The organism is Arthrobacter sp. JCM 19049 (assembly GCF_001310435.1).
Window position 1 is genome coordinate 1 of record NZ_BAXF01000175.1, and the last position, 4,248, is coordinate 4,248.

4 protein-coding genes and 2 pseudogenes are annotated in these 4,248 nt (G+C 66.1%); 3 read left to right on the forward strand and 3 right to left on the reverse strand.

Annotation, left to right across the window (positions count from 1 at the left end; all coding sequences use genetic code 11):
• Together JCM19049_RS08855 and lepA are read right to left on the reverse strand one after the other, a co-directional pair.
• Positions 1-847: pseudogene (locus JCM19049_RS08855) on the reverse strand (coproporphyrinogen-III oxidase family protein); the annotation flags it as partial.
• A pseudogene (lepA, locus tag JCM19049_RS08860) lies at positions 848-2,691 on the reverse strand (translation elongation factor 4).
• Positions 2,692-2,958: 267 nt separating this feature from the next.
• On the opposite strand from lepA, the gene JCM19049_RS23360 reads away from it, so the two are divergent.
• The 3 genes from JCM19049_RS23360 to rpsT all read left to right on the forward strand — a co-directional run bounded on the left by JCM19049_RS23360 (position 2,959) and on the right by rpsT (position 3,788).
• On the forward strand, positions 2,959-3,192 hold the full coding sequence (locus JCM19049_RS23360) for a hypothetical protein (RefSeq protein WP_374700269.1): 234 nt from the start codon (positions 2,959-2,961) through the stop codon (positions 3,190-3,192).
• Positions 3,122-3,358, forward strand: a complete 237-nt coding sequence (locus JCM19049_RS23365; RefSeq protein ID WP_374700270.1) for a hypothetical protein — start codon at positions 3,122-3,124, stop codon at positions 3,356-3,358. The genes JCM19049_RS23360 and JCM19049_RS23365 overlap by 71 nt, the downstream gene beginning before the upstream one ends.
• A gap of 169 nt (positions 3,359-3,527) precedes the next feature.
• Positions 3,528-3,788 carry a 30S ribosomal protein S20 gene (gene rpsT / locus JCM19049_RS08870; protein ID WP_054821409.1) on the forward strand — a complete coding sequence of 87 codons (261 nt, stop codon included), beginning with the start codon at positions 3,528-3,530 and terminating at the stop codon, positions 3,786-3,788.
• A 142-nt stretch (positions 3,789-3,930) separates the two neighbouring features.
• Here the strand turns inward: rpsT and JCM19049_RS08875 are convergent.
• The coding region (locus JCM19049_RS08875; RefSeq protein ID WP_374700271.1) for a DNA polymerase III subunit delta at positions 3,931-4,248 on the reverse strand (318 nt) is incomplete at its 5' end.

Sequence of the window (4,248 nt, forward strand, 5' to 3'; positions counted from 1 at the left end):
GGCAGGCGTGCTCGCGGCCGCGGGCCCAGTTGCTCACCTCGTACCAGTTGTAGCCGGCGGCGGCGAACATCTGATCGGCCAGCTGGTACTTCTCGGCGTGATCGTCATCGTCGATGTCCGGCACCACCCCGCGGCGGATCTGCGCGGCCAGCTTCGTGCCCTGTTCGATGATCAGCGCGTAGGCGCTGATGTGGTCCGGTTCGTAGCTCAGGGCCGCCTCGACGCTGGTGCGCCAGTCGGCTACCGACTCCCCCGGAGTCCCGTAGATCAAGTCCACGCTGACATCCAGGCCGGCCGCCCGCGCCCAGCTGACCGCCTCGGGAACGTTCGGGGTTGTGGGTGCGGTCCAGGACCTTGAGCACGTGCGGCACCGCGGACTGCATGCCGAAGGAGACCCGGGTGAACCCGGCCGCGGCCAGTTCCTCTAGGCTTTCGGGGCTCACCGAATCCGGGTTCGCCTCGGTGGTGACCTCCGCGCCCTGGGCCAGGGAGAAGTTCTCCTTGATCCGCCCCAGCACGCTGGCCAGGTCGCTGGCCGGCAGCAGGGTCGGGGTGCCGCCGCCGAAGAACACGGTGTCGATCGGCCGGGCCGGCACCGAGGAGGCCTCCAGTACCTGGCGGGAGAAATCAATCTCCGGCCCACGGTGGCCGCGTAGGACTCCTGCGTCGCCCCGGAGCCCAGCTCCTTGGCGGTGTAGGTGTTGAAGTCGCAGTAGCCGCAGCGGACCGTGCAGAAGGGAATGTGGACGTAAAAGGACATGGTCCGCCCCGCGGCACCGTGCGCACACGCTGCCGGGAGCAGACCATCGGCCGGAGCCGGATCCCCGTCCGGAAGGACTGCGGGCATCTACTTCTTTTTCGGTTCGTCGGTGGACAGTGCGGCGATGAAGGCCTCCTGCGGCACTTCGACGCGCCCGACCATCTTCATGCGCTTCTTGCCTTCCTTCTGCTTTTCCAGCAGCTTGCGCTTGCGGCTGATGTCGCCGCCGTAGCACTTGGCCAGCACGTCCTTGCGGATGGCGCGGATGTTCTCACGTGCGATGATGCGCGAGCCGATGGCCGCCTGGATGGGCACCTCGAACTGCTGGCGCGGAATCAGTTCGCGCAGCTTGGAGGTCATCATGGTGCCGTAGGAGTAGGCCTTGTCGCGGTGGGTGATGGCGCTGAACGCGTCCACCTGCTCACCCTGCAGCAGGATGTCGACCTTCACCAGGTCCGCGACCTGCTCCCCGTCGGCCTTCCAGTCCAGCGACGCGTAGCCGCGGGTGCGGGACTTGAGGTGGTCGAAGAAGTCGAACACGATCTCGGCCAGCGGCAGCCAGTAGCGCATTTCCACGCGGTCCTCGGAGAGGTAGTCCATCCCGCGCATGGTGCCGCGCCGGTTCTGGCACAGCTCCATGATCGCGCCGATGAACTCACTCGGGGCCAGGATGGTGGCGGCCACCATCGGCTCGTGCACCTCCAGGATCTTGCCCTCGGGGAACTCGGAGGGGTTGGTGACGGTGATCAGCTGCTTGTCCTCACCCATCACCTCGTACACCACGTTCGGGGCGGTGGAGATCAGATCAAGGTTGAATTCGCTCTCCAGGCGCTGGCGGGTGATTTCCAGGTGCAGCAGGCCCAGGAAGCCCACGCGGAAGCCGAAGCCCAGGGCCACGGAAGTTTCCGGTTCGTAGACCAGTGCGGCGTCGTTCAGCTGCAGCTTGTCCAGCGCATCACGCAGCGCCGGGTAGTCCGACCCGTCGATCGGGTACAGCCCGGAGAACACCATCGGCTTGGGTTCCTCGTAGCCGCCCAGGGATTCGGCGGCTGGCTTGGCCGCGTTGGTGACGGTGTCACCGACCTTGGACTGGCGCACATCCTTCACACCGGTGATCAGGTAGCCGACCTCGCCCACGCCCAGGCCCTTGGTGGGGATCGGGTTCGGGGAGGACACCCCTATTTCCAGCAGTTCGTGGTTGGTGCCGGTGGACATCATCTGCACGCGTTCACGCGGCTTCAGGTTGCCATCCACCACCCGCACGTAGGTGACCACGCCGCGGTAGGTGTCGTAGACCGAGTCGAAGATCATGGCTCGGGCCGGGGCGTCGGCCTGGCCCACCGGCGATGGCAGCTGCTTGATCACTTCATCCAGCAGCGCCTCGACGCCCTCACCGGTCTTGCCCGAAACCTTCAGCACCTCATCGGGCTCGCACCCGATCAGGCCCGCCAGCTCCTCGGCGTACTTCTCCGGCTGGGCGTTGGGCAAATCGATCTTGTTCAGCACCGGATGATCGTCAGGTCGCCCTCGATGGCCAGGTACAGGTTCGCCAGCGTCTGGGCCTCAATGCCCTGCGCGGCGTCCACCAGCAGGATCGCGCCCTCGCAGGCGGCCAGCGAGCGGGAGACCTCATAGGTGAAGTCGACGTGCCCGGGGGTGTCGATCATGTTCAGCGCGTACGAGGTGCCCTCGACTTCCCAGGGCATGCGCACGGCCTGGGACTTGATGGTGATGCCGCGTTCGCGTTCAATGTCCATCCGGTCCAGGTACTGGGCTTTCATGTCGCGCGCGGCGACCACGCCGGTCAGCTGCAGCATGCGGTCGGCCAGGGTGGACTTGCCGTGGTCGATGTGCGCGATGATGCAGAAGTTGCGGATCAGCGACGGATCGGTCGCGGCGGGCACCGGCGCGGTGCGGGCCAAGGGAGACACCTAAACAGACCTCACTAGGTAACGTAGAGAACAGGTGGATTTCGTCCCTATTCTGTCATGACTCACCCCAAACCGCGCTATTGTGCGCCCGCCCGCTGGTAGTTTGTGCTTCATGGCATTGAATGCGCGAAAGATCTTTTCCCTGCTGAACCGCGTGGTGCGCGAGGTTTCCCGCTACCAGTCCGCCTCCCGTTCCCGGCAGGCCCCCTCCCGCGGCCACATCCGGCTTCCGGGCAGAACCCCGCTCCCCGCCCGGCCGGCTCCGCGGTGCACGGCGGGATCTACCCCGGGGACTACACCGCGGCGGTGGCGGTGAACTACAACCCCAGCCTGGACGGTGAGCCGGATCCCGGGGAGATCGTCTGGGGCTGGGTGCCCTACGAGGAGGACCACTCACAGGGCAAGGACCGCCCGGTGCTGCTGGTGGGCCGTGACGGCAAGTGGCTGCTGGCTGATGCTCACCTCGAAGGACAACACCAACGGGACCCACCGCAACGATGACTATCTCGACATCGGCAGCGGCAGCTGGGACGCGCAGGGCCGGCCCAGCGAGGTGAAGCTGGACCGGGTGATCCGCATGGATCCGGCCACGGTGCGCCGCGAGGGCGCGGTGCTGGACAAGCGGCGCTTCGACCTTGTCGTAAGTCACCTGAACCGGCGGCGCTAGGGGTTCGGCCCGGCCGGTGGATTCTGGTAGTGTTAATTGCTGTGTGTCGCGCAGGTTGGGCGACACGCCCCCTTCGGGTCGCCATAGGTGCCCCACACCGCTCAGTCGATGGCCTGGAGGATGAACCCTCTACCGACCGTATAAAACGATAAACGAGAGAGTTTATTAAGTGGCTAATATCAAGTCCCAGAAGAAGCGCAACCTGACCAACGAAAAGGCTCGCGTCCGCAACGTCGCAGTCCGCTCCGAGGTCAAGACCCTGATCCGCAAGGTCAACGAAGCCGTCGTGGCCGGTGACAAGGAGAAGGCAACCGAGGCGCTGCAGGCCGCCGGCCGCAAGCTGGATAAGGCCGTTAGCAAGGGTGTTCTGCACAAGAACAACGCTGCTAACCGCAAGTCGGCCATTGCCAAGAAGGTTAACGCCCTCTAGGCACTAGCAAGCTTCTCAAGAACCCGGGTTCCCGCAAGGGGCCCGGGTTCTTGTGGTTTAACCGGCAGGTCCCCGCCCCGCGCCGCCGTGCCGGGATCCGCCGAAAACAGCGGGGCGGCACCACTTGGGAACGAGTGGGTGCTCAGCGCGGGGACTTCTCGGCGATGAACAGCACCGCCTGCTCCAGCGCGTACGCCGGGGCCCGTCCCCCGCCCTTGACCATGCGGTCGGTCAGGGCGACCTTCTCGATGCAGTCGGCCAGGTCCTTGCGCTTCCAGCCACGGGCCTGCTGCTGGGCGGACTGCACCTGCCAGGGGGCCATGCCCAGTTCCCCGGCCAGTTTCGCCGCCGGCTCGTTCACTCCCAGCACCTTGGCCAGCTGGCGCACCTTCATGGCCAGCGTCGCCACCACCGGGATCGGGTCGGTGCCGGTGTCCAGGGCGTGGCGCAGCGTCGCCAG